Below are 21,560 nucleotides of genomic sequence, written 5' to 3' on the forward strand. Positions count from 1 at the left end.
CCGCCCCGCGGCGCGCTCCTCTAGAGTCGGAGGCATGGCTGCAGACGAGGCGAGCGTACGGATCGACAGCTGGATCTGGTCCGTCCGGCTCACCAAGACACGTTCGATGGCCGCCGACGCCTGCCGCGGGGGCCACGTCCGCGTCAACGGAGACCGCGTGAAGGCCTCCCACCCGGTGCGCCCCGGCGACGAGGTGCGGCTGCGCCATCTGGGCCGCGACCGGATCGTCGTCGTCACGCGCCTGGTGCGCAAGCGGGTCGGCGCCGCCGTCGCGGCGGAGTGCTTCGTCGACAACAGCCCGCCCCCGCCCCCGCGCGAGTACACCGCCCCGGCGGCCCGGCGCGACCGCGGCGCCGGCCGCCCGACCAAGCGGGAGCGGCGCGAGATCGAGCGGCTGCGCGGTCGCTGACCCCGGCCGCCGCGTGGACCGGGCCGTACGCCGACGGCGTACGGCCCGGTCCACGCGGCCGAGACCGCACGTCCGCACCCTCGCACGGCCGCCCGGATTCGCGGCGGGGAATCCCCGGCCGCCCAGATCCCGGTCACACCGCGACACCGGCGCCCCCGGTGGTTCCGCTCCCCCGGAGCCGCCCCCCGCACTATCGTCCAATTTTCAATCATTCGCCGGACGGCGCCGTCGGCGGACCGCGGCGAGGCAGGCCCGAGGGCGCGGCCGGACGTGCTGTCAGGTGATGCGAAGTACGCCCCCACCTGTTTTCTTTTGACACCGCGTATGACTAACATCGCTCCGTCCTGCGCCGCCCTCACCAGCGGCGACCCGTCACCGTGAACCACTGCTGGGGAGAGATGGCACTGCGCACCCGTGTGCCGAGACGGCAGGGGCGGTCGGCGAGCAAAACGTTCCGCCTGGGTTCGCTGCGTCCGAACTCGATCCGGACGGCCCTGCTCATCCTGGCCGTCGTGCCCAGCCTCGCCATGATCGCCCTGTGGGGCGTCAGCACCGCTCAGTGGGCGCGGGACTGGGAGGTCCAGAAGGACGAGAAGGCCCTCGCCGCCCGCGCCGGCACCCCGGCCAACGCCGTCTACTTCAACCTCCAGGAGGAGCGGCGCCTCAGCGCCGAGATGCTGGCCGATCCCGACGGCCCGACCCGCGCCGCCCTGCGCGAGCAGCGCGCCCGGACCGACGAGGCCATTCGCGCCTTCCGCTCGCTGTCCGGCATCGACGCCTCCAACGCGCCCGAGGACCTGCGGGAGATCGTCGAGCTGACCCGCTCGGACATGCTCCGCATCGACCGCATCCGCCAGAGCGTGGACAACGGAGTGGCGGGCCAGGCCGACGTCTTCCGCTACTTCACCGAGCTGATCGCCGTCGACCTGCGGCTCTTCGAGACCCTGAGCCGCTCGCGGAACAGCGAGGTGACGGCCCGGGCCAGGGTTCTGATCGACCTGTTCTGGGCCAAGGAGATGCTCTCCCGCGAGGACGCCCTGCTCGCCCGGGGCTGGGACACCCGCCGGATCACCAGCGGCGAGCACTCCAACCTGACCGAGTGGATCGGTGCGCAGCAGTTCCTGCTGGAGAGCCGGATCGCTCCCCACCTGCCGCACGAGGACCTCCTGCTGTACCGCCAGATGACCACCAGCAGCCACTGGCTGGGCAAGGCCGAGACGGAGCGGGTGCTGCTGGGCGCGCACTCCCACAACGGGACGTCCGGCGTCCCCCTGCCCGACTCCGAGGCCGAGTGGCGCGAGTCGGTGGACGCGATCACCCCGCAGTTCCAGAAGCTGGTGACGAACCGGACCATCGACATCAACCGGGTCGGCGACGAGGCGCTGGCGTCCCTGGAGCGCCGCATGACGATCGTCGCCGCCATCGGCCTGGTCGCGGTCCTCCTGGTCGTCACGCTCAGCCTGCGGACCGCGAGCGTCCTGCGACGGCGCATCACATCGCTGCGCCGGGAGGCCCTGGAGCTGGAGAGGAAGCTGCCGGACGTCGTCGAACGGCTGCGCCGCGGCGAGGCGGTCGACACCGAGACCGAGGTGCCCCGGGTCAGCCACGAGAGGGACGAACTGGGCCGGCTGGGCCAGGCGCTCAACCTCGCGGGCCGCAGCGCCGTCGAGACCGCCGTACGGGAGGTCGAACAGCACCGCGGCTTCGAGCGCCTGCTCCAGCGCATCGCCCGCCGCACCCAGCTCCTCATCGGCCTCCAGATGAAGAAGCTCGACGAGATGGAGCGCCGCCACGAGGACCCGGAGGTGCTGGAGGGCCTGTTCGACCTCGACCACCTGACGGCCCGTCTGCGCCGCTACGAGGAGAACCTGGTCATCCTCGGCGGCGGCCAGCCGCAGCGGCGCTGGCGCAAGCCGGTGAAGATGCTCGACGTGCTGCGCGCCGCGCTGGGCGAGGTGCAGGACTACCGGCGCATCCAGGTCGAGGTCGAGGGCCGGCCCTGGCTGACCGGCCGCGCCGTGGGCCCGGTGGTGCACGTGCTGGCCGAGCTGATGGAGAACGCCGCCGCGTTCTCCAAGCCGCCCACCCCCGTGGAGGTGCGGGCCGGCATGGTCGGGCGGGGCCTGGTCGTGGAGATCGAGGACCGCGGCCTGGGCATGGAGCCGGACGAGTACGAGCGGGTCAACCGGCTCATCACCGACCCGCCCCGCGCCGACATGCTCTCCCGCGCCGACGACGTCCGGCTCGGTCTGTACGTGGTCGCGCGGCTCGCCTCCGGGCTGGGTCTGGGGGTCGAGTTCCGGCCGTCGGTGTTCGGCGGCACCCGGGTGATCGTCCACATCCCCGAGGAACTGGTGGCGGAACGGCCCGCCGACGACGAGCCCCGGAGGGCCGGCGCACGCCGTGAGGCGGACGCCGTACACGGCAGCGCCGCCGGCGGCGGGAGCGCGCAGCCGGCCGGCGGGCCCCCCGCGCCGCTGCCCGTGCGGTCCCGCGGCCGGGCGATGTCCGCGGTCGTCCCCGCTCCGGCGGGCCCGCCGTCGGCCGAAGCGGCCCGGGACGCCGAGGACACCGGGAACGCCCGGGACACCGAAGCCGCCGGGAACTCCGACGGCGCCGGAGAGGCGCAGCACGACGGCGCGGCGGCCGGGCCGCTGCCCAAGCGCGTCCGCCAGGCCAGCCTCGTCCCCGAGCTGCGGAAGCCGGCCGCCCGGAGGGCCCCCGCTCCCGACGAGGACACGCTCACCCTGCGCCCGGAGCCCGCCCGTTCCGGCGCCGCCATCGGCGCCTTCCAGCGGCAGTCCCGCATCGCCAGGCGGCAGGCCGCCCCCGACGCCCCCTCCACAACCGGCGGCAGCACGCCGGGTCAGAGCCGACCCAAGACGGAAGACCGAACATGACACAGCGAACCACCGCCACCAACCAAGACCTGGACTGGCTGCTGGACGGTCTGGTCGAGCAGGTGCCGGGCACCCGGCACGCCGTCGTCCTGTCGGACGACGGGCTGGTGATCAGTCAGTCGGGCACCATCGAACGCACCGCCGCCGAGCGGCTGGCCGCCGTGGCCACCGGCCAGCAGAGCCTGGCCCGCGGCGTCGACGAGCTGTTCGACGGCGGCCCGGTGCAGCAGGTCATCGTGGAGCTGGCCAACCTGTGGCTGTTCATCACCGCGGCCGGCAAGGGCACCCACCTGGCCGTCGTCGCCTCCCAGGACGTGGACGCCGAGGTGATGGCGGTGGCCATGCACACCCTCGTCCAGCAGGTCGGCCAGAAGCTCGGCACCGAGGCCCGGTCCGGCACCCCGGCCTCCGGCAGGGGTGGACGTGGGTGAACCACTGGACGGACAGTCTGGAGTCCGACGGAGAAGAAGAGGACTCACTGGTCCGGCCGTACACCATCACACGCGGCCGCACCGCTCCGCAGCGCGACGACCTCACCCTGATCACGGTGGTGACGACGGTCGAGCCCGAGGAGGGCCGGCCCGCCGGGCGGCGGCTGGAGCCGGAGCACCGGGCCATCGTCGAGCAGTGCCGCGAGCCGGCCGCGGTGGCGGAGATCGCCGCTGAGCTGGACCTGCCCGTGTCGGTGACGAAGATCCTGATCGGCGATCTCGCGGCGCTCGGCAGAGTGACGATCCGTCCGCCGCTGGCGGACGGGGGAAGTGGTGGACTGAACGTGGAAACTCTTCAGGCGGTGAGGGATGGGCTCCAGAGACTCTGACGGTACGACGGGCCCCCTGGCCGTCAAGATCCTCGTCGCCGGGGGCTTCGGGGTGGGCAAGACCACGATGGTGGGGGCGGTCAGCGAGGTGGCCCCCCTGCGCACCGAGGAGTACCTGACCGAGGCCAGCGTCGGAGTGGACGACATCGGCGGGGTCGCGGACAAGGCCACCACCACGGTGGCGCTCGACTTCGGCCGGATCACCGTCAACCCCGAGCTGGTGGTCTACCTCTTCGGCACCCCGGGCCAGGAGCGTTTCTGGTTCATGTGGAACGACCTGGTCAACGGCGCCCTCGGCGCGGTCGTCCTGGTCGACACCCGGCGGCTGGAGGTCAGCTTCGCCTCCATCGACTTCTTCGAGAGCCGGGGCATCCCCTTCGTGGTGGGCGTCAACTGCTTCCACGGCCGCTGCGACCGCACCGAGCAGGAGGTGCGCGACGCCCTCGACCTCGACCCGGGCGTCCCGCTGCTGCTGGGGGACGTACGGCGGCCCGAGACCGGCCGCGATCTGCTGGTCGCCCTGATCGACCTGCTGATGGCCCGGTCCGCGCCGGTCCACGAGCCGGCCGGCTGACCGGCGGCGGGGCCGCCCCTCCCCCGCCCGCCGGCGCGCTCCGGCACGCGCTCCGCACACGCTCCTCCCGGCACGCTCCTCCTGCCGGAGGCTCTCCTGAAAGGAAGTCATGTCCCCGGCCCCTACCGTTCTCATCGTCGGAGGCGGGATCTGCGGCAACGCCCTCGCCGTCCTGCTGCGCCGCGCGGGCATCGGAGTCGACCTGGTGGAGGTCTCCTCCGACTGGAACGTCCAGGGCTCCGGCATCACCCTCCAGGGCAACGCCCTGCGGGTGCTGCGCGAGGTGGGCGTGTGGGAGGAGGTCGGCAGGGCGGGCTTCGGCTTCGACACCCTCGGGCTGATCGCCCCGGACGGCACGGTGCTGCACGTCGCCGAGGACATCCGTACCGGCGGACCCGGGCTGCCCGCCACCTTGGGCATACGCCGCCCCGATCTCCAGCGCGTCCTGACCGGCGCCGTACGCGCGGCCGGGGCCCGCGTCCGGCTCGGCTGCACGGTGGAGTCCCTGGAACAGGACGGCGGCGGGGTGGACGTCCGCCTCACCGACGGCACCGCCGGCCGCTACGACCTGGTGGTCGCCGCCGACGGGCTGGGCTCCCCCGTCCGCGCGATGATCGGGATCGAGGACCGGCCCGAGCCCACCGGAATGGGCATCTGGCGTGTCACCGCGCCCCGCCCGCGGGGCGTGGAGCGCACCGATCTGGCCTACGGCGGCCCCGCCTACATCGCCGGCTACTGCCCCACCGGCGAGGACTCCCTCTACGCCTATCTGGTCGAGCCCGCGCGCGAGCGCGCCGAGCTGCCCCCCTCCTCGTACGCCGCCCGGATGCGCGAACTGGCCGCGGGCTACGGCGGCGCCTGGGAGGAGATCCGCTCCTCCATCTCGGAGGACTCCGCGGTCAACTACACCTGGTTCCACCGGCTCCTGGTCGAGGGGCCGTGGCACCGCGGCCGGGTCGTGCTGGCCGGGGACGCGGCCCACGCCTGCCCGCCCACCCTCGCCCAGGGCGCGGCGATGTCCCTGGAGGACGCCCTCGTCCTGGCCGAGCTGCTCGCCGGCGGCGCCGGCTGGGACGAGAAGCTGCCGGCCGCCTACCGGGAGCGCCGCATGCCGCGGGTGCGCATGGTCGTGGAGAACTCCGTGCGGCTGGGCTCCTGGCTGATGGAGGGCGTGCGGGACGCGGACGTGCCCGGGCTGATCGGCCGGACCATGACGGTGCTCGGCGAGCGCCCGTAGAGCGGTGTCCTTCCGGTGCTTCGCGGTCCGCGCGCTCCGCCGAAGGCTCATAGCAGTCCTTCACCATCCCCAAAACCCGTTTATCGTTCCGGCATGTTCGATTCGCGGCACATCAGGACCTTCCACGAGGTGGTCCGCACCGGTTCGTACTCGGCGGCGGCCCGCTCCCTGGGATACACACAGCCCGCGATCACCCAGCAGATGAAGGCGCTGGAACGGGCGGTGGGCACTCCGCTGTTCCTGCGGGCCGGCCGGCGGATGCGGCTCACCGAGGCGGGCGAGGCGCTGTCCCGGCACGCCGGCGCGATCCTGGGCAGCATGGAGGCCGCCCGGCAGCAGATGGCGGCGCTGACCAGGCTGCGCGCGGGCCGGGTGCGGGTGTGCGCCTTCCCCAGCGCCGGGGCCACCCTGGTGCCGGAGGCGCTCGCGCGACTGGCGGCCGACCACCCGGGCGTGCGGGTGGAGCTACAGGAGAGCGAGCCGCCGGAGTCGCTGGACCGCGTGGTGCGCGGCGAGTGCGACATCACCCTGGCCTTCACCTACCCCGGGCTGCGCGAGCAGGTGCCCGACGAACTGGTGGAGATCCCGCTGCTGGAGGACCAGCTCACCGTGCTGCTGCCCACCGGGCATCCGATGGCCCGGCGGCGGGCGGTCCGGCTGGCGGAACTGGCGGACGAGCGATGGATCGCCGGGTGCCTGCGCTGCCGCACCAACTTCCTGCACGAGTGCGCCGAGCTGGGTTTCGCCCCCGACATCGTCTTCACCACCGACGACAACCTCGTGGTGCAGAGCCTGGTCGCCGAGGGGCTGGGCATCGCCATGATGCCGGGGCTGGTGCTGTCCTTCCTGGTCCACCGGAAGGTCACCGGGCGCGCCCTGGAGCCGGCCGCCCGGCGGCAGGTCTCGGCGTACGTGCTCCGCGAACATCTGCGGATACCGGCCACCGCGCTGGTGCTCCGGGAGCTGGAGGCGGTGGCGGCGAACCGCACCGGCTGCTGAGGCCGGCCGCCGCACGGCCCGCCCCCCGCCCCGTCCATAAGCAGGATTCGGGGAAAGGCGAAGAAACCCTCGTTGGACGTGATGGATGTTCGGGCGCGACGCTGCGGGCATGGCCGCTTCGCTCCCCTCCACCGCACACCCCGCCGTCCTCCCGGCCGCCCGTGCCGCGGGCCCGCGGACGACCGGCCGCCTCGCCGCCCTCGTCGCGGACATCCGCGAGGCCGTGGGACGGGGTCTGCCGCCGGACCCGACCGCGTACCTGGTCGGCGAGAAGCTGGCGCCCCACCTCGGCGCCGCCGACCTGCTCACCCCCGAGCAGTGCGAGGGCGACCCCGAGCGCTACCGCCAGCACCTGCTGCACGCCGAGGCCGACGGCGGCTTCTCGGTCGTGGCCCTCGTCTGGCTGCCGGGCCAGCGCACCTCCGTGCACGACCACGTCTCCTGGTGCGTCACCGGGGTCCACGAGGGCGAGGAGCACGAGCGCCGCTACCGGCTGCTGCCCGCCGACTCCCCCGGCGGGCGGGCACGGCTGGTCGCCACCGAGGACGCGGTGAACCCGCAGGGCTCGGTGTGCGGCTTCGCGCCCCCCGGCGACATCCACCGGGTCTGGAACGGCGGCCCGGGCAAGGCCGTGTCCATCCACGTCTACGGAGCCGACATCTCCCGGCTGGGCAGCAGCGTCCGCCGGGTCTACGACCTGCCCGCCGACCGCTGATGGCGCTGCTCGGGCAGCGTCCGGGACGGCAGGCCGGGAACCACGGCGCCGAGGACCGCGCTCCCGCCCGCCCGCCCGGGCCGGGCCTCCGGCGCCGGGGCGTACCCGGCCCGCTGCCCGGCCTCGCCCTCGCCGCGGGCGGCACCGCGCTGGCCTGGGCCGTGCACCGGCTGCTACCGGGGGTGCCGATGCTGACCGCGGCGGTCGTGCTGGGCGTCGCCGCCGCCCACCTCCCCGCGGTGGGCCGGTTCGCCTCCGGCACCGGCCGGCCCGGACTCTCCCTGGCCGGAAGACGGCTGATGCGCGCCGGCGTGGTGCTGCTGGGCCTGGAGCTGAGCCTGGGCGACGTGCTGGGGCTGGGCTGGACGACCGTCGGCATGGTGCTGGCGGTGGTGGCCTCGACCTTCTTCGGCACCCTGTGGCTGGGCCGCCGGCTCGGCCTGCGCGGGGACCAGCCGCTGCTGGTCGCCACCGGCTACTCGATCTGCGGTGCCTCCGCGATCGGCGCGGTCGGCGAGGCGCGCGGCAGCGACGAGCGGGACACGGCCGCCTCCGTGGCGCTGGTGACCCTGTGCGGCACGCTGGCCATCGTCGTCCTGCCGCTGCTGCACCACCCCCTCGGCCTGGACGACTCCCAGTTCGGGCGCTGGGTCGGCGCCGGTGTGCACGACGTGGGCCAGGTGGTGGCGGCCGCCCAGACCGCGGGCCCGGCGGCGCTGGGCGAGGCGGTGCTGGTGAAGCTGATGCGGGTGCTGCTGCTGGCTCCGCTGGTCGCGGCGGTGGCCGTCGCGGCGGTACGGCGCGGCAGGGACGGCCGGGACGGTCGGGACGGGGAGCCGCGCGGCAGGCGTCCCCCGCTGGTTCCGCTGTTCGTGGCCGGATTCCTGGCGGCAGTGGCCGTACGCACCACCGGGGCCGTCCCGGCCGGCGCGCTGGAGGCCGCCGCGACGGTCCGGGAGTTCGTCCTCGCCGCCGCGCTCGTCGGCCTGGGCAGCGCCGTCCACCTGCCCTCCCTGGCGCGGACCGGCATGCGGCTGGCCGTGCTCGGGGCCTGCTCGTGGGTGGTCGTCGCCGGGGTCTCCTACGCAGGCGTGCTGCTCACCACCTGACGCCCGCGGGGCCGCCCTCCGCCTCCCTTGCCGGGCGCCCATGAAGGGACGCCCGGCGGGGAAGGCGGACGATAGCGGACATCCCGACAAGGAGAGCACGAGATGGCCAACATCGAACCGAGCTCCGTCAATCCGGTCAGCGATGCCTGGAACACGGTGGCCAGCTACTCCTCCTACACGGAGGCCCAGACCGCCGTGGACCGCCTCTCCGACGAGCGCTTTCCCGTGGAGCAGATCGACATCGTCGGTTCCGACCTGCGCCTGGTCGAGCATGTCACCGGGCGGATGACCAAGGGCCGGGCGGCCGCCATGGGAGCCGCCAGCGGCGCCTGGTTCGGGCTCTTCATCGGCCTGCTGGTGGGGCTGTTCACCACCGGCGGCGCCTGGCTCGGGCTGATTCTCGGCGGCATCCTCATCGGCGCGCTGTGGGGGGCGGTCTTCGGGTTCGTCGGCCACGCCGCGACCGGCGGGCAGCGCGACTTCTCCTCCACCCGGTCCCTGGCCGCCGCCCGCTACGACGTCATCGTGCGCGGCGGGCACGCCGACCACGCGCGGGGCATCCTCCAGCGCGAGGGGCTGGCGGGCACGGCATGACCACGACATCGACGGGCAGTGGCCGCGCAGGGCCGGCCGGCCTCCCCGGCTCACCGGTCCGAGGCCGGACCGGGAGAGCTACGGCGGCGAGACCGGCACCCTGTGGTTCGACGACATGACCGTCGGCGGCCCCCGCACCGGCTGCTGGCCGCCTCCCGCGCCCCCGCACCCCCACGGGAGGAGCCTCGGCACGCGCACGCGCCCACGGTGCCGGGCGCGTGCCGAGGACATGGGCGGCGCCGGGGCCCCGCGTCCGGCTCACCCCTCCCCGACGGCCCCGCGGTCGCGGTGCAGCAGCGCCCGCTCCGCCGCCGTCCACGCCGTGGTCGTGGCCAGGTAGAGGCCGGCGGCCAGCGGTACGAACGCGGCGGTCGCCAGGGTGCCGAAGGAGAGCAGCGGCAGGACCCTCGCCAGGCCCGGCGCTCCGGGCATCTCCGCCGGGAGCGCCGCCGTGCGCGCCCGCCGGTACGTCCAGGTCGCCACGGCGGCGATCACCGCGAACAGGCCGAGGTACACCAGCCCCTGCGGGCCGAACACCCCGCCGTCCGCGAGCGCGTCGGCGTAGACACCGCCCAGCGGGGCCGCTCCCAGCCGGTCCTCCAGCAGTCCGTTGGGCTCGCCGCCCACCCGCTCCGCCGTGAACAGCCGGTACATCACGAAGAAGACGGGCAGTTGCGCCAGCATCGGCAGGCAGCCCGCCGCCGGTGAGACGCCCTCACGGGCGTGCAGTTCCAGCAGGGCGCGCCGCAGCCGCTCGGGGTCCGCGCCGTGCCGCCTCCTCAGCTCGGCGACCCGCGGGGCGAGGCAGGCCCGGGTCTTCTCCGCCCGCGCCCCGGCCCGGGCCAGAGGGTGGAGCAGTGCGCGTACGCACACGGTGGCCACCACGATCGCGGCGGCGGTCGCGGAGGTGGCGAAGAGCGGTTCGAGCGCGCCGGCCAGCAGCGCGAAGAGGTGGACGATGGCGGACATGGCTGAGCCCTCCCGGGGTCTCGTCGTGCCGGAGTGAGGAGACGTCGGCGTGACGAGCCGTGCGGGCGCGGCCCCGGTGAAGGGTCCGCCGCGGTTCTTCCGCGCCTACCCGGCCGTCGGGAGGGGACGGCCGGGCGCCCGGGGCCGCGGGCGGCCCGAGGCGTCGGGATCGCGCTGCGGCAGGAAGGCGGTGCGGCGCTCCCGGTCGCGCAGGGCGGTGCGGACGCGCGCGGGCGGGGCGGGCCTGGCGCGGCACGCGGTGAGGAGAGCGGCCACGGCGAGGGCGGTGCCCGCGGCGGCGGTGGCGGCCAGGGCCGCGGCCGCCTCCGCCAGACCACCGCCGTGGGCGGACTGGAGGCCCGTCAGGAGCATCAGCAGCGCCGTCAGCACCGGGGGGACCAGGAGGGCGGGCGGCGGGAGGGCGATGTGCCGCCGCAGCGCACAGGAGGCACCCGTCAGGCCCGAGGACCCGCCGTACGGCATGTGCGCCTCCCCCTTCCCGCTTCCCGCGGCTCCCTCCCCGGCGGCCCCGTCCGCTCGCGCCGGCCGCCACCGATGCTAGCCCAGACGCCCCGGAGCGGTCCCGGGGTTCCAGGAGGGCTTCCTGCCGCTGAGTCCCACGGCGCGGTCCAGCAGCGGGGAGTCGCCGGGGACCTCGACGACGGGGCCGAACACACCCGCCCTCCCCGCCTCGTCCGTCGACTGCGACAGCAGGTCGATCGACACCCGCAGGCTCGCCTCGTCGCAGTCGTACTCCTGGCCCGTGGCGCGGGCGATGTCCCAGCCGTGGATGAGGAGTTCGTTCAGGGCGACACGGCCGGCCACCGCGGCGGGCAGGGTGACGCCGCCGGCCTGGGTGGTTCCCTCCCACGCCGAGGGTTCCCGCCATGCCGCGACGAGTCCGTCCAGGGCCCTGGGGACGGCGTCGCGCCAGTCGGCGGGCAGCAGCGCGGCGGAGGGCCGGGAGGCGGAGGGGTCGGTCCGGGTCGCGGGCCCCAGGTCCTTGCGGGCGGCGTCCCGGAAGGCGATGCTCAGGCCGAGCACATGGTGGACCAGATCGCCGACGGTGGCCGCCTCGCACGGTGTCGGCGCGGAAAGCCACCCGTCGGCGACCCCCTCCAGCACCAGGGCCATTCGCCGGGCCGGGGGTTCCAGATCGGGCATCGCGGTCATCTCGCGTTCCTTCCTCTCACGGGTGCACCGGTTCGCGCGGCCCCGTACGGGCGCGCAGGTGTGGGGACCGGCACGGTGCGAGGAACTCATCGCCCTCGCGATGGGTGGCGTACGTCTCCCCGGCGCGGGGCATGACCGCCGCCGCCACGGGTAGCCGCCCGCTGGTCCGCCACCGCCCACCGGCCGGACGCGCCCTGAGGGGGTGTGCCCGGATGGCGGGCGCGGCGGCGGGCGCTCGATCGGCACGTGAAACGATCTGGGCGCGGCGAACGGCCGCACCACGGGTCGCTCACGGCACCCGTGAAACGAGAGGAAGGATCCGCACCATGGCGACCACCGCGACCCGGACCGAGCACCCGCCGATCTACGAGGGTCTGCTGGAGGAGCTCGGGGACGTACCCACCGAGACGCGCGAGGCGGCCGAGCGAATACTGCGCGAGACCCGTGAGGTCCTGGACTGGAGAGAGCCGGGCGAGGCGCAGCGCCGGCCCGAGTGACTCCGGGCCGCCCGGCCCCCGCCCCGGGAGCGCCGGGCGGTGCCGTCAGGCGGTGACCGGGAGCGGCACCAGGAAGAATTCCCGGCCGTCGTGTCCGACCACGCGCACCGGGTGGGAGGGCAGCGCGCCGAAGACGGCCGCCGCCACCGCCTCCGGTGCGTCGTCGGCGGTGATCGGCGGCCCGAGGGCCGCCCGGATCGCCTCCCGGGACGTGGGCGAGGGGGCCTTGCGCCCGGCGAGCGCGGCGCACTCGTCGATCTGCTCGTCGCTCAGGTCCGGCCCGTATCCCCTGCGGCGCGCCTCGGCGGCCACCACGGTGGCCAGGGCGGCGCGGTTGTGGTCGCGGCAGACGTCCCCGGGCGTTCCCCTGGGGTGGAAGTGGCGGGCGGTTCCGATCGAGATCGAGGACAACGCGGCCTCCGTGCAGAGGTGGAAGAGGAGGGGCGGGCGGGGCTCCCTCCGGGCGCCGGCGTTCCGGGCCCCGCGCCCGTCGGCCGCCGCACGTCGTCTGCCGCGGCGGCGCGGCGGCGGGCAGCCGGGGCGCCTTCCATGGTACGGCCGCGTTCCGGCGGCTCGCGGCCCCGTCGGCGTCCGGTGGAGGGATGGGAAGGCCCCGGTCGAGACGGGGGAGAACTCGACCGGGGCCGGTTGAGAGGCGGGTGCCCGGGAGGCGGCGCCCCGGGGGAAGAGGCGCGTCGGCGTCCGTCGGCACCCACATCTGATTCAACCGTAAACCACTCTGGAGTGTTCCCGCACACCGGGTTCCTCTCGCGCTTCCGCACAGTTTCCCCCGGCGTTCCCGGGTGACCGGACGGCGGCTGGGTAGCGGAACACCATGAGGACAAACCGCCCCATCTCTCACATACTCCGGGGGCGGCGGGCGACTCTGCTCTGGGCCGTCCTGCTCGCCCTCGCCACCGCCCTCCTCACCCCTGCGGGCGGCGCCCGCGCGGCCACCGACCTCGGCGAGGTCGCCGCCGCGCTGCGGGACGATCCCGTCTACGTCGATCCGGCCGCCTCCGACAAGCTCTCCGAGACCGAGGCCGACCGGCTCGCCGAGCAGATCCGGGCCGGCGACGTCCCCGTCTACATCGCCGTCCTGCCGGCCGACTCCTCCTACGGGGGCGACGCCGTCTTCGACCGGCTGCGCTCGGAGGTGGGGCGTCCCGGCGTGTACGCCGTAGCACTGGGCTCGCAGTTCGGCGCGGCCTCGGACGCCGGTGTGCTGGCCGGCTCGACCGCGAGCGAGCTGGCCCAGCGCAACCTGCGGGAGCACTCCGGCGAACCGGACCGGATCCTCAGCGGCTTCGTCACCGACGTGCAGTCGGCCGCGCGCACCGACGGCGGCGGCACAGGCGGTTACGGCGACCGGGACACCACCGGCGGAGGCGGAGGCGTCCTGGTGGGCTTCCTGGCCGTGCTGGCGGTGTTCGCGCTCGGCGGCCTGTTCCTGACGCGGCGCTCGCGCAAGCGGCAGCAGGAGGAGGAGCGGGCCGAACTGGAGCAGGTGCGGGCGGCGGTCCAGGAGGACATCACCTCCTACGGCGAGGCCCTGGACCGGCTGGACTTCTCCCCCTCCGCCCCCGGTGTCGCCCCGGAGATGCTCGACGACTACCGGCGGGCGCTGGACGCGTACGAGAAGGCCAAGGACGCCTCCGACGCGGCCCGCCGCCCCGGCGACGTGCGGGCGGTGTCCGAGGCGCTGGAGGACGGCCGGTTCGCCCTGGCCGTGCTGGACGCCCGGCGGGAGGGGCGGGAACTGCCGCAGCGGCGGCCTCCGTGCTTCTTCGACCCCCGGCACGGGCCGTCGGTGCGCGATGCGGAGTGGGCGCCCCCGGGCGGCTCGCCCCGCGAGGTGCCGGTCTGCGCGGCCGACGCCGCCCGGCTCGACGACGGACTGGACCCGGCGGTGCGGACCGTGCCGACCGCGACCGGTGAGCGGGTGCCCTACTGGGACGCCGGCCCGGCCTACGGTCCGTGGATGGGCGGCTACTACGGCGGCTACGGCTCGATGCTGCTGCCGGGCCTGCTCTTCGGAACGGTCCTGGGCAGCAGCATGGGCGGCTGGGGCTACGGCTACGGACCCGGCTGGGGTCACGGCGGCGAGGACGGCGGCGGCGGGGGCGACTTCGGCGGAGGCTTCGGCGGCGGGGACTTCGGCGGCGGTTTCGGCGGAGGCTTCGGCGGCGGGGGCGATTTCTGAGGGCCCCTCCGCCGTGCGCCCCGGGCCGGACTCCTTCCGGGCCCGGCCCGGGGCACATCGCACCGTCATGCCGTGCGGGGCGTCATGCCGTACGGCGGCGGAAGAGCATCCCGGAGGCCGCGACGGAGACGGCGAGGATCCCGGCGCACCAGGCCAGGGCCTGCCAGAGCGCACCGCCGACCGGCTGCCCCAGCAGCAGCCCCCGCAGCGACTCGATGACCGGGGTGACCGGCTGGTTCCCGGCGAAACCGTGGAGCCAGCCCGGCATGGTGTCCACGAGGACGAAGGCACTGCTCGGGTAGGGCAGGAACAGCACGAGGAAGGTGAAGCCGCTCGCGGCCTCGGTGGACTTCGCGAGCAGGCCCACCGCGGCGGACAGCCAGGACAGGGCCAGGACGTAGGCCGCCAGGACACCCGCCGCGGCAGCCCAGCCGGCCGCCCCCGCCTCCGGCCGGAAGCCGATGGCCAGGGCGACGGCGAGCACCACACCCGTGGCGGCGGCGTTGCGCGCGGCGCTCGCCGCCACGTGCCCGGCCAGAAAGGAGGTGCCGCCGACGTCCAGGGACCGGAAGCGGTCGACGACGCCCTCGGCCATGTCGCCCGCGACGCCGACGGCCGTCGCCGCGGCCCCGTAACCGGCGCACAGCACCAGCACCCCGGGGACGACATAGGTGACGTACCGGGTGCCGGTGTCGATCGCCCCTCCGAAGAAGTAGACGAACACCAGCATCAGCATCACCGGCAGTATCAGCGAGGTGAGCAGGGCGTCGGTGTTGCGCGCGGACAGCCGTGTGCAGCGGGCGGCCATGACCAGGGAGTGGGTCAGGACGCGGGCCGGGGCCCCGGGCGCGGCGGCACGGGGTGCGGTGAGGTCAGACACCGGCGGGCTCCTTGCGGTCGGCGGATGCGGCGGCCCGGCCGGTGAGGGCCAGGAAGACGTCGTCGAGGGTGGTCTCGTGCACGGTGAAGCGGGTCACCGCGCCCCGTTCCGGGTCGATCTCCTCCAGCAGCGCCCGCACGTGGGATGCGCTCCCGTCGGTGGGGACCCCGAGGAGGAGCCGGTCCGGTTGGCGGTGCACGGCGCGCCCGCCGAGCAGTTCCGCGATCCGCCCGTACGCGGCGGCGTCGCTGAGCGTGAGGTCCAGGCGCCGTCCGGCGACCCGCCTCTTGAGGTCGGCGGCGGTGCCGTCGGCGACCACCCGGCCCGCGTCGAGGAGGGCGATGCGGTCGGCGAGCCGGTCGGCCTCCTCCAGGTACTGGGTGGTGAGCAGGACCGTGGTGCCGGCGGCCGCCAGACCGGCGACGAGTTCCCACATCGTCTGGCGGCTGCGCGGATCGAGCCCGGTCGTCGGCTCGTCGAGGAAGACGACCTCGGGGTCTCCCACGAGTCCCGCCGCGATGTCCAGACGGCGGCGCATCCCGCCCGAGTACGTGCCGGCCCTGCGGCGGGCGGCGCCGGCGAGGTCGAACCGCTCCAGCAGTTCCCCGGCGCGCTCGCGGGCCCGGCGCCGTGTCAGCCCACACAGCCGGCCCATCATGCGGAGGTTCTCCTCACCGGTCTGCTGCTCGTCCAGTGCCGCGTACTGGCCGGTGAGGCTGATGCGGCGGCGCACCTCGCGCCGGTCGCGCACCGTGTCGAAGCCCGCGACCCGGGCCCGGCCAGCGTCGGGGCGCACCAGCGTGGACAGGATGCGCACGGTGGTGGTCTTGCCCGCACCGTTGGGCCCCAGCAGTGCGAACACGCTTCCGCGCGCCACCCGCAGGTCCACCCCGGCCAGGACCTTCACCCGGCCGTAGGACTTCTCCAGACCGGTCGCCTCGACCACCGGTTCGTCGGCCATGGCGGCCTCCCCCCTCTTGTTCCGCGTACCCTCTACGCGCTTCTGTGTATGCAATACGCACTACTGCGTAGGGTATACACATCCCTAGGATGGCGGTCAACCGGACGCAGGGCACGAGATACGGCGAGGGCGGGCGCGACAGATGGCGAAGGACAGCGGCGGCGGCCTGCCTCCCGGCGTGGAGACCGCCTGGGGCCTGCGCGAACGTCCCGGCAAGGGGCCCCGGCCGGGGCTGAGCGTGACCCGGATCGTCCGCGCCGCGATCGAACTCGCCGCCGCCGAGGGGATCGCGGCGGTCTCCATGGCCCGAGTCGCCGCCGCGCTCGGCGTCTCGACGATGTCGCTGTACCGGTACGTGGCGTCCAAGGAGGAGCTTCTCGTCCTCATGGAGGACACCGCCTCCGGGCCGCCTCCGCGGGGCCCCTCGCCCGAGGAGGAGGGCTGGCGGGCCGCGCTCGCGCACTGGGCCCGCTCCCACCGCGAGGTGCTGCACCGCAACCTGTGGATGCTCCGCATCCCGATCAGCTCGCCGCCCATCACGCCCAACTCGGTCGCCTGGATGGAGCGGGGCCTGGCCTGCCTGCGCGGCACCGGGCTGGACGAGGGCGAGAAGGTCCAGGTCATCCTGCTGGTCAGCGGCTTCGTCCGGAACGAGGCGACCCTGGCGGCGGACATCGAGACCGCCGCCAGGGCCTCGGGCCGCAGCCCGGCGGAGACGATGGCCTCCTACACCCGGCTGCTGGGCAGGCTGACCGACCCCGAGCGCTTCCCTGCCGTCACCGCGCTCCTCGCCTCGGGGGTCATGGAGCAGCCGGAGGGGCCCGACGACGATTTCGCCTTCGGCCTGGAGCGCCTGCTGGACGGCGTCGAGGTGCTGGTGCGGGCGCGGAACGCGCCGGGCCGCTGACGCACGGCGGCGTCAGCGGCCCGGCGGCACCCCGGCAGCGGCCCGGCGGGGTCCGCTGGAGCCGGCGTCCGGTGGTCAGCGCGGCTGGGCGTCCAGCCAGACGGCGGTGTCCGGCGGCAGCGTCCGCCAGTCGCACGCACCGCTGGCCAGCAGCGGCTCGGCCGCGGACGGCGGCAGGGGCAGCGGGACGCCGGAGAGGTTGACCCGGCACTCCAGGGCACCCTTGCGGAAGGCCAGCTCACCGTCCCGGGCCGGCAGCCAGGCGAAGCTCTCGTCCCCGGTGAAGGAGCGGCGGGTCTTCAGCGCCGTCCGGTACAGCTCCAGGAAGGAGTCCGGCCGGCCGGTCTGGGCCTCCACCGAGTACTCGCCCCAGCCGTCGGGCTGCGGCAGCCAGCTTCCGCCCGGGCCGAACCCGCAGGACGGGCCCGAGCGCTCCCAGGGCAGCGGTACGCGGCAGCCGTCGCGGCCCTTGCGGGCGTTCCCCGTCCGCTCCCACATCGGGTCGCGCAGCGCCTCGCGCGGCAGGTCGGCCACTTCCGGCAGGCCCAGTTCCTCCCCCTGGTAGAGGTAGGCGGTGCCGGGCAGCGCCAGTGTGAGCAGGGCGGCGGCGCGGGCCCGGCGACGGCCCGTCTCCTCGTCGGCGGCCGGCTCGCGGCCGTCCGACATCAGCCAGGCGGTGGTGTCGGTGCCGGCGGGCAGGGCGTGGCGGCTGAGGTGGCGCACCACGTCGTGGTTGGACAGCACCCAGGTGGGCAGCGAGCCGACCGAGCGGGCGCCCTCCAGCGAGGAGCCGATGACCTCGCGGTAGGCGCCGGCGTCCCAGGGGCAGCGCAGATAGGGGAAGTTGAACGCCTGGTGGAGTTCGTCGGGCCGGGTGTACAGCGGCAGCCGCGCCTGGCTGACGCCCGCCTCGGCCACGGCGATCCGGGGCGGAGCGTACTCGTCGAGGATCTTCCGCCAGGCCCGGTGGATGTCGTGGACCTCGTCACGGTCCCAGAAGGGGTGGTCGTGTCCCTCGGGCGGTGCGTTGAGGGGGGCGGAGTCCGATCCGTTGGTGTCGCGCAGCGGCGGGGTGAGGTCCTTGCGCATGCCGTGTGCCACGTCGATGCGGAAACCGTCGACGCCCAGGTCCAGCCAGAACCGCAGGATGCTCTCGAACTCGGCGACCACCTCGGGGTTCTCCCAGTTCAGGTCGGGCTGCTCGGCGGCGAATATGTGCATGTACCACTGGCCGTCCGGCACCCGGGTCCACACCCCGCCGCCGAACTTGGACTGCCAGTCCGAGGGCGGCTCGCCGCCGTCCGGGCCGCGGCCGTCCATGAAGACGAAGCGGTCGCGGGCGGGCGAGCCGGGCGGGGAGGCCAGCGCCTCGGCGAACCAGGGGTGCTCGCTGGAGCAGTGGTTGGGGACGATGTCGACGATGACCTTCAGGCCCAGGGCGTGGGCCCTCTCCAGGAGCTCGCGGAAGTCGTCCAGGGTGCCGTGGCGCGGGTCGACGTCGCGGTAGTCGCTGACGTCGTAGCCGCCGTCGGCCCAGGGCGAGCGGTAGAAGGGGGTGAGCCACACCGCGTCCGCGCCCAGCTCTGCGACGTGGCCCAGGCGGTCGGTGACCCCCTTCAGGTCGCCCATGCCGTCCCCGTCGGCGTCGGCGAAGCTGGGCACGTATATCTGGTAGACGACGGATTCCCGCCACCAGTCGGCGTCGTCGCCTCGGGACGTGCTCTGTGTCACGGCTGCCTCTCGGATCCTGCTTGCAAGACAAGCCGAATTATTGGGCCGCCACTTGGTTCACGGTCAAGAAATGCCCGGGATACGAGCGCGTGACATATGCCATGTCCGGTGATGTCCGGACTCACCGATCCGGCTCAGCCGCCCCCGTCACGAGGTTCGCCGGGGAAGGCCCGGGTAACCGTCCCCACACCGTCCGTGCCCTCCCCCGCACGGCGCCGGGTCGCACACTGGCTCCCTCCCCCGTCCGGAAGCGGGGGCGTCCACGGAGGATTCGATGAACGCCGTATCGGCAGCACAGCGGACCGGCGGCCTGGTGAACTGGGCCACCGGCCTGATGGAGACCCTCGGCGCCCCCGGGGCGGGCCTGGCCGTCGCCCTGGAGAACCTCTTCCCCCCGCTGCCGAGCGAGGTGATCCTGCCGCTGGCCGGGTTCACCGCCAGCCGCGGCGACATCAGCCTCTTCGCCGCCCTGCTGTGGACCACTCTCGGCTCGGTGGCCGGGGCGTTCCTCCTGTACTGGGCGGGCGCGCTCCTGGGCCGGGAGCGGACCCTGGCCATCGCCCGGAGGATCCCGCTGCTGAAGCCCTCGGACATCGAGAGGACCGAGGCGTGGTTCGCCAGGCACGGCACCAAGGCGGTCTTCTTCGGGCGGATGGTCCCGGTCTTCCGCAGTCTGATCTCGGTCCCCGCCGGCATCGAGCGCATGCCCGCGACGACGTTCCTGGCCCTGACCACGCTCGGCAGCCTGCTGTGGAACACCCTCTTCGTGCTGACCGGGTACGTGCTCGGGGAGAACTGGCACACCGTGTCGGGCTATGTCTCGATGTACTCCAAGGCCGTGGTGGCCGTCATCGTCACAGCCGTCGTGGGTTTCGTCGCCGTCCGCACGGTGAGGTACCGCCGCGGCGACGGGTAGGACGCCTCAGGTGCGCCCCTCCTTCTCCTGGGCCTCCTCCAGAACCGGTCCGGCCGTCATCCACCCGGCCCGCACCACCGTGAAACCGGCCGCCTCGTAGGCGTCGCAGACCTGGTGGTCGTCGTCGACCACCACGGCGACGGCGCGCTCCCGCGCCAGGCTCCGCAGCAGTTCGGGCTTGGCGACGCGGGCCGGGCGGCGGTCCCCTACGCCGCGCATCAGCAGCGGTCCGCCCGGCAGGCCCTGCCGGGCCAGCCACCGGAGGGTGTCGCGGCGGCACCGTTCCGGCCGTCCGGTCACATAGGCGATCTCGTGCTCCTCGGCCGCGGCCAGCGCCAGTTCGACGCCCTCGGCCAGCGGCGGGTCGTCCGGGGCGGCCGCGAAGAATGCCTCCCAGTCACGGCGTCCGCCGAGGAAGTGCAGGCGGTGGCGGACGTCGGCGAGCGTCCCGTCCAGGTCGAACACCGCCAGCGAGCGGGACGCCATCGGTCACCTCCGGATGCGGTACGGCAGTGGCACTCCCACCATGCTCCCACCGTGCTCCCACCGTGCTCACGCCCTCCGGTCACGGCTCCGCGGCCGCCGGCGGGCCGTCCACCCACCAGCGCAGCGCCTCCGTGGCCAGCTCGGGCGGCACCTCGTGGCCACCGCCGAACTCCCGGTAGGTGACCGCGTAACCGGACCGCATCAGCTCGGGGACGAGACGGCGGCTGCACGCGCCGACCGGCAGGACGGGGTCCTCCCGGCCGTGGGAGACGAAGACACGGGGGCGCCCGTGGTGGACCATCGGGGCCATGAACCCCGGCGAGAAGGCCAGCACCGCACCGAACAGGTCCCCGTTGGCCAGCCCCAGCGAGAGCGCGTAGGAGGCGCCGTCGGAGAAGCCCGCCACCGCCACCCCCGCCGGGTCCACCGGGAAACGCCGGAAGACATCGTGCAGCGCGGCGTCCAGCCGGGCCACGTCCGGACCGTAGCCGCCGACGACGACATCCCAGGTGGAGCCGGCCGCCTGGGGCGCGAGCAGCAGCAGCCGGCCGGACCCGGCCTGCGGGAGCAGCCAGGTCAGCGCCTGCTCCGCCGTTCCCCCGGCTCCGTGCAGCACCACCACCAGCCAGTACGGCCGCACCGGTGCGCCGGCTCCCGCGGGCGGCGGAACGCGCAGCAGCGCCCGCCCGTCCAGGTGGTGCGTGCCCGGCTCCCCCTCCGCGAAGCCGGGCGGGGAAGCGGAGGGCCGGGCGGACAGACGGCCGTGCGGCACGTCCTCCCCGACATCCGGATGGGGGAGGGCCCGCTCCGGACCCGGGGCGCCGCCCGTGCCCTCTTCTCCGTCCGTCCCGGTCACTTCCGCTCCCTCCTCCGCCTTCGGCGCCCGGCTCTCCGGCGGGCGCCGTGCCCGGCGGGCGTCCGGCCCCCGCCCGCCGCCGTGGTACCCCCGGCGGCACGGCGCATGCCCGCGTCACCCGGGGGTACGCACCCCGCATGGCCGACAAAAAGGACACAGGCAGGAACGCCGGCAGGGACACGCCGTCGAAGTGGAACCCGGACGACGACAGGGTCCGGGAGATCCGGGAGGCCGAGCGCGAGCGCGGCGAGTCCCGCCCGTTCGACTACCCCTACGGCGAGCGCCGGGCCAATGTGCGGGCCAGGCGCCGCATCAGCAGGGAGGAGGCCGACGCGGACATGCCGCCGGGCCTCTCCGGGAGCTACGGCACCACCGGTGGCGGGCAGCCCGCGGGCCCCGCGCGGGCCCGGCCGGGCAGGTCGGTCGTGGGCGAGGATCCGGCCGGGATCGCCGACCGGGACGGCACGCCCGGGGAGAGGGCCGGGGAGAAGGCCGGCGAGGAGACCCGGGAGGCCGGCGAGGACACCGGAGGCGGGTAGCGGCCACCGGGGTGGAGTTCCACCGCCGCGCCCCGGAGGGCGGTGCGGCCTCCGTTTCACCCCGGTCCGCCGGGGCACGCGGCCG

23 protein-coding genes and 1 pseudogene are annotated in these 21,560 nt (G+C 74.8%); 15 read left to right on the forward strand and 9 right to left on the reverse strand.

Annotation, left to right across the window (positions count from 1 at the left end; all coding sequences use genetic code 11):
• Positions 1-49: 49 nt before the first annotated feature.
• From QPK52_RS01070 to QPK52_RS01115, 10 genes and pseudogenes are all read left to right on the forward strand, one after another.
• Positions 50-409: pseudogene (locus QPK52_RS01070) on the forward strand (RNA-binding S4 domain-containing protein); the annotation flags it as partial.
• Between the two features lie 398 nt (positions 410-807).
• Positions 808-3,309, forward strand: a complete 2,502-nt coding sequence (locus QPK52_RS01075) for a nitrate- and nitrite sensing domain-containing protein (protein WP_410534940.1) — start codon at positions 808-810, stop codon at positions 3,307-3,309.
• Positions 3,306-3,740 (forward strand): roadblock/LC7 domain-containing protein, encoded by a 435-nt coding sequence (locus tag QPK52_RS01080; RefSeq protein WP_410534942.1) that lies wholly within the window; start codon positions 3,306-3,308, stop codon positions 3,738-3,740. The genes QPK52_RS01075 and QPK52_RS01080 overlap by 4 nt, the downstream gene beginning before the upstream one ends.
• Complete coding sequence (locus tag QPK52_RS01085; protein WP_410534944.1) at positions 3,737-4,129, forward strand: DUF742 domain-containing protein; 393 nt, start codon at positions 3,737-3,739, stop codon at positions 4,127-4,129. Before QPK52_RS01080 ends, QPK52_RS01085 begins: the two co-directional genes overlap by 4 nt.
• Positions 4,110-4,703, forward strand: a complete 594-nt coding sequence (locus tag QPK52_RS01090; RefSeq protein ID WP_410534946.1) for a GTP-binding protein — start codon at positions 4,110-4,112, stop codon at positions 4,701-4,703. Before QPK52_RS01085 ends, QPK52_RS01090 begins: the two co-directional genes overlap by 20 nt.
• 109 nt (positions 4,704-4,812) lie before the next feature.
• A complete protein-coding gene (locus tag QPK52_RS01095) occupies positions 4,813-5,940 on the forward strand; it encodes an FAD-dependent oxidoreductase (protein WP_410534947.1) in 1,128 nt (375 codons plus the stop codon).
• 93 nt (positions 5,941-6,033) lie between these two features.
• Positions 6,034-6,939: a LysR family transcriptional regulator gene (locus QPK52_RS01100; protein WP_410534948.1), complete on the forward strand. Its 906-nt coding sequence runs from the start codon at positions 6,034-6,036 to the stop codon at positions 6,937-6,939.
• Positions 6,940-7,048: 109 nt separating this feature from the next.
• Positions 7,049-7,654, forward strand: a complete 606-nt coding sequence (locus QPK52_RS01105; protein ID WP_410534949.1) for a cysteine dioxygenase — start codon at positions 7,049-7,051, stop codon at positions 7,652-7,654.
• The gene (locus tag QPK52_RS01110) at positions 7,654-8,763 is read left to right on the forward strand and encodes a YeiH family protein (RefSeq protein ID WP_410534950.1); all 1,110 of its coding nucleotides are present in this window, start codon (positions 7,654-7,656) and stop codon (positions 8,761-8,763) included. The genes QPK52_RS01105 and QPK52_RS01110 overlap by 1 nt, the downstream gene beginning before the upstream one ends.
• 102 nt (positions 8,764-8,865) lie before the next feature.
• A complete protein-coding gene (locus tag QPK52_RS01115; protein WP_410534951.1) occupies positions 8,866-9,357 on the forward strand; it encodes a general stress protein in 492 nt (163 codons plus the stop codon).
• Positions 9,358-9,615: 258 nt separating this feature from the next.
• Here QPK52_RS01115 and QPK52_RS01120 read toward each other — a convergent pair whose 3' ends face one another.
• The 3 genes from QPK52_RS01120 to QPK52_RS01130 all read right to left on the reverse strand — a co-directional run bounded on the left by QPK52_RS01120 (position 9,616) and on the right by QPK52_RS01130 (position 11,499).
• Complete coding sequence (locus QPK52_RS01120) at positions 9,616-10,326, reverse strand: YidC/Oxa1 family membrane protein insertase (protein WP_410534952.1); 711 nt, start codon at positions 10,324-10,326, stop codon at positions 9,616-9,618.
• A gap of 105 nt (positions 10,327-10,431) precedes the next feature.
• Positions 10,432-10,698: a DUF6412 domain-containing protein gene (locus QPK52_RS01125; RefSeq protein WP_410540149.1), complete on the reverse strand. Its 267-nt coding sequence runs from the start codon at positions 10,696-10,698 to the stop codon at positions 10,432-10,434.
• Between the two features lie 186 nt (positions 10,699-10,884).
• Positions 10,885-11,499: a TIGR03086 family metal-binding protein gene (locus QPK52_RS01130; RefSeq protein ID WP_410534953.1), complete on the reverse strand. Its 615-nt coding sequence runs from the start codon at positions 11,497-11,499 to the stop codon at positions 10,885-10,887.
• Positions 11,500-11,825: 326 nt separating this feature from the next.
• Between QPK52_RS01130 and QPK52_RS01135 the strand changes: the two genes are divergently transcribed.
• Positions 11,826-11,996 (forward strand): hypothetical protein, encoded by a 171-nt coding sequence (locus tag QPK52_RS01135; RefSeq protein ID WP_177213962.1) that lies wholly within the window; start codon positions 11,826-11,828, stop codon positions 11,994-11,996.
• A gap of 45 nt (positions 11,997-12,041) precedes the next feature.
• Here the strand turns inward: QPK52_RS01135 and QPK52_RS01140 are convergent, their stop codons facing one another.
• On the reverse strand, positions 12,042-12,407 hold the full coding sequence (locus QPK52_RS01140; protein ID WP_410534955.1) for a hypothetical protein: 366 nt from the start codon (positions 12,405-12,407) through the stop codon (positions 12,042-12,044).
• 424 nt (positions 12,408-12,831) lie between these two features.
• Here QPK52_RS01140 and QPK52_RS01145 point away from each other — a divergent pair, with 424 nt between their 5' ends.
• On the forward strand, positions 12,832-14,199 hold the full coding sequence (locus QPK52_RS01145) for a hypothetical protein (protein WP_410534956.1): 1,368 nt from the start codon (positions 12,832-12,834) through the stop codon (positions 14,197-14,199).
• A gap of 82 nt (positions 14,200-14,281) precedes the next feature.
• On the opposite strand, the gene QPK52_RS01150 is transcribed toward QPK52_RS01145, so the two are convergent.
• Complete coding sequence (locus tag QPK52_RS01150; RefSeq protein WP_410540150.1) at positions 14,282-15,007, reverse strand: ABC transporter permease; 726 nt, start codon at positions 15,005-15,007, stop codon at positions 14,282-14,284.
• A 64-nt stretch (positions 15,008-15,071) separates the two neighbouring features.
• The gene (locus tag QPK52_RS01155) at positions 15,072-16,040 is read right to left on the reverse strand and encodes an ATP-binding cassette domain-containing protein (protein WP_410534957.1); all 969 of its coding nucleotides are present in this window, start codon (positions 16,038-16,040) and stop codon (positions 15,072-15,074) included.
• 142 nt (positions 16,041-16,182) lie between these two features.
• Here QPK52_RS01155 and QPK52_RS01160 point away from each other — a divergent pair, with 142 nt between their 5' ends.
• Entirely contained in the window at positions 16,183-16,947 is a 765-nt protein-coding gene (locus QPK52_RS01160; RefSeq protein ID WP_410534958.1) for a TetR/AcrR family transcriptional regulator, read from the forward strand.
• 75 nt (positions 16,948-17,022) lie between these two features.
• Here QPK52_RS01160 and QPK52_RS01165 read toward each other — a convergent pair whose 3' ends face one another.
• Entirely contained in the window at positions 17,023-18,678 is a 1,656-nt protein-coding gene (locus QPK52_RS01165; RefSeq protein WP_410534960.1) for a glycoside hydrolase family 13 protein, read from the reverse strand.
• 274 nt (positions 18,679-18,952) lie between these two features.
• On the opposite strand from QPK52_RS01165, the gene QPK52_RS01170 reads away from it, so the two are divergent.
• A complete protein-coding gene (locus QPK52_RS01170) occupies positions 18,953-19,594 on the forward strand; it encodes a DedA family protein (RefSeq protein WP_410534961.1) in 642 nt (213 codons plus the stop codon).
• 6 nt (positions 19,595-19,600) lie between these two features.
• Here QPK52_RS01170 and QPK52_RS01175 read toward each other — a convergent pair whose 3' ends face one another.
• Positions 19,601-20,080, reverse strand: a complete 480-nt coding sequence (locus QPK52_RS01175) for a hypothetical protein (RefSeq protein WP_410534962.1) — start codon at positions 20,078-20,080, stop codon at positions 19,601-19,603.
• Between the two features lie 79 nt (positions 20,081-20,159).
• Complete coding sequence (locus tag QPK52_RS01180; RefSeq protein ID WP_410534963.1) at positions 20,160-20,936, reverse strand: alpha/beta hydrolase; 777 nt, start codon at positions 20,934-20,936, stop codon at positions 20,160-20,162.
• A 137-nt stretch (positions 20,937-21,073) separates the two neighbouring features.
• Between QPK52_RS01180 and QPK52_RS01185 the strand changes: the two genes are divergently transcribed.
• The gene (locus tag QPK52_RS01185; protein WP_410534964.1) at positions 21,074-21,475 is read left to right on the forward strand and encodes a hypothetical protein; all 402 of its coding nucleotides are present in this window, start codon (positions 21,074-21,076) and stop codon (positions 21,473-21,475) included.
• Positions 21,476-21,560 lie beyond the last annotated feature (85 nt).

The organism is Streptomyces sp. KL2 (assembly GCF_046529545.1).
Taxonomy (GTDB): Bacteria; Actinomycetota; Actinomycetes; order Streptomycetales; family Streptomycetaceae; genus Streptomyces; species Streptomyces radiopugnans.

What these genes read in the sequence shown, in the direction of transcription:
- QPK52_RS01115 (WP_410534951.1), top strand. Translation starts at nt 8,866, where the DNA reads ATGGCCAACATCGAACCGAGCTCCGTCAATCCGGTCAGCGATGCCTGG.
- QPK52_RS01160 (WP_410534958.1), top strand. Translation starts at nt 16,183, where the DNA reads ATGGCGAAGGACAGCGGCGGCGGCCTGCCTCCCGGCGTGGAGACCGCC.
- QPK52_RS01170 (WP_410534961.1), top strand. Translation starts at nt 18,953, where the DNA reads ATGAACGCCGTATCGGCAGCACAGCGGACCGGCGGCCTGGTGAACTGG.
- QPK52_RS01135 (WP_177213962.1), top strand. Translation starts at nt 11,826, where the DNA reads ATGGCGACCACCGCGACCCGGACCGAGCACCCGCCGATCTACGAGGGT.
- QPK52_RS01130 (WP_410534953.1), bottom strand. Translation starts at nt 11,499, where the DNA reads ATGACCGCGATGCCCGATCTGGAACCCCCGGCCCGGCGAATGGCCCTG.
- QPK52_RS01080 (WP_410534942.1), top strand. Translation starts at nt 3,306, where the DNA reads ATGACACAGCGAACCACCGCCACCAACCAAGACCTGGACTGGCTGCTG.
- QPK52_RS01100 (WP_410534948.1), top strand. Translation starts at nt 6,034, where the DNA reads ATGTTCGATTCGCGGCACATCAGGACCTTCCACGAGGTGGTCCGCACC.
- QPK52_RS01155 (WP_410534957.1), bottom strand. Translation starts at nt 16,040, where the DNA reads ATGGCCGACGAACCGGTGGTCGAGGCGACCGGTCTGGAGAAGTCCTAC.
- QPK52_RS01075 (WP_410534940.1), top strand. Translation starts at nt 808, where the DNA reads ATGGCACTGCGCACCCGTGTGCCGAGACGGCAGGGGCGGTCGGCGAGC.
- QPK52_RS01090 (WP_410534946.1), top strand. Translation starts at nt 4,110, where the DNA reads ATGGGCTCCAGAGACTCTGACGGTACGACGGGCCCCCTGGCCGTCAAG.
- QPK52_RS01110 (WP_410534950.1), top strand. Translation starts at nt 7,654, where the DNA reads ATGGCGCTGCTCGGGCAGCGTCCGGGACGGCAGGCCGGGAACCACGGC.
- QPK52_RS01185 (WP_410534964.1), top strand. Translation starts at nt 21,074, where the DNA reads ATGGCCGACAAAAAGGACACAGGCAGGAACGCCGGCAGGGACACGCCG.
- QPK52_RS01150 (WP_410540150.1), bottom strand. Translation starts at nt 15,007, where the DNA reads ATGGCCGCCCGCTGCACACGGCTGTCCGCGCGCAACACCGACGCCCTG.
- QPK52_RS01145 (WP_410534956.1), top strand. Translation starts at nt 12,832, where the DNA reads ATGAGGACAAACCGCCCCATCTCTCACATACTCCGGGGGCGGCGGGCG.
- QPK52_RS01095 (WP_410534947.1), top strand. Translation starts at nt 4,813, where the DNA reads ATGTCCCCGGCCCCTACCGTTCTCATCGTCGGAGGCGGGATCTGCGGC.
- QPK52_RS01105 (WP_410534949.1), top strand. Translation starts at nt 7,049, where the DNA reads ATGGCCGCTTCGCTCCCCTCCACCGCACACCCCGCCGTCCTCCCGGCC.
- QPK52_RS01120 (WP_410534952.1), bottom strand. Translation starts at nt 10,326, where the DNA reads ATGTCCGCCATCGTCCACCTCTTCGCGCTGCTGGCCGGCGCGCTCGAA.
- QPK52_RS01125 (WP_410540149.1), bottom strand. Translation starts at nt 10,698, where the DNA reads ATGCTCCTGACGGGCCTCCAGTCCGCCCACGGCGGTGGTCTGGCGGAG.
- QPK52_RS01175 (WP_410534962.1), bottom strand. Translation starts at nt 20,080, where the DNA reads ATGGCGTCCCGCTCGCTGGCGGTGTTCGACCTGGACGGGACGCTCGCC.